The sequence below is a fragment of the Pseudoalteromonas sp. 19-MNA-CIBAN-0066 genome, from assembly GCF_040308705.1.
GTDB classification, from domain to species: Bacteria; Pseudomonadota; Gammaproteobacteria; order Enterobacterales; family Alteromonadaceae; genus Pseudoalteromonas; species Pseudoalteromonas nigrifaciens.
The window spans coordinates 1-249 of record NZ_JBEONZ010000332.1 but is presented as its reverse complement, the minus strand read 5'-3'; the positions used below and the strand labels follow the sequence as shown (position 1 = coordinate 249).

Sequence of the window (249 nt, the reverse complement as noted above, 5' to 3'; positions counted from 1 at the left end):
TTAGCAGCAGAACATGCTAACGCAGATAATTTTGTGCAACCGCGTCTGGTCGATTTAAAAGCTGAGCAAGAGGCTGCAGAAAAAATAGCAGCGGAGCAAGTCCAAAAAGAGCAAGCAGAAAAGCTAGCGATTGAAAAAGCCAATGCAGAGTTACTCGCAAAACAGCAAGCCGATGCTCATGCATTACAGTTAGAGCAACAGCAGCGTTTAGCAGAGCAAGATGAAACTGATTATTAAGAGCACCAAAAA

General features: G+C 43.4%; 1 pseudogene. It reads left to right on the top strand.

Going from position 1 to position 249, the window contains the following annotated elements:
- Window positions 1-237: pseudogene (locus tag AAEZ18_RS19315) on the top strand (signal recognition particle-docking protein FtsY); the annotation flags it as partial.
- Window positions 238-249 lie beyond the last annotated feature (12 nt).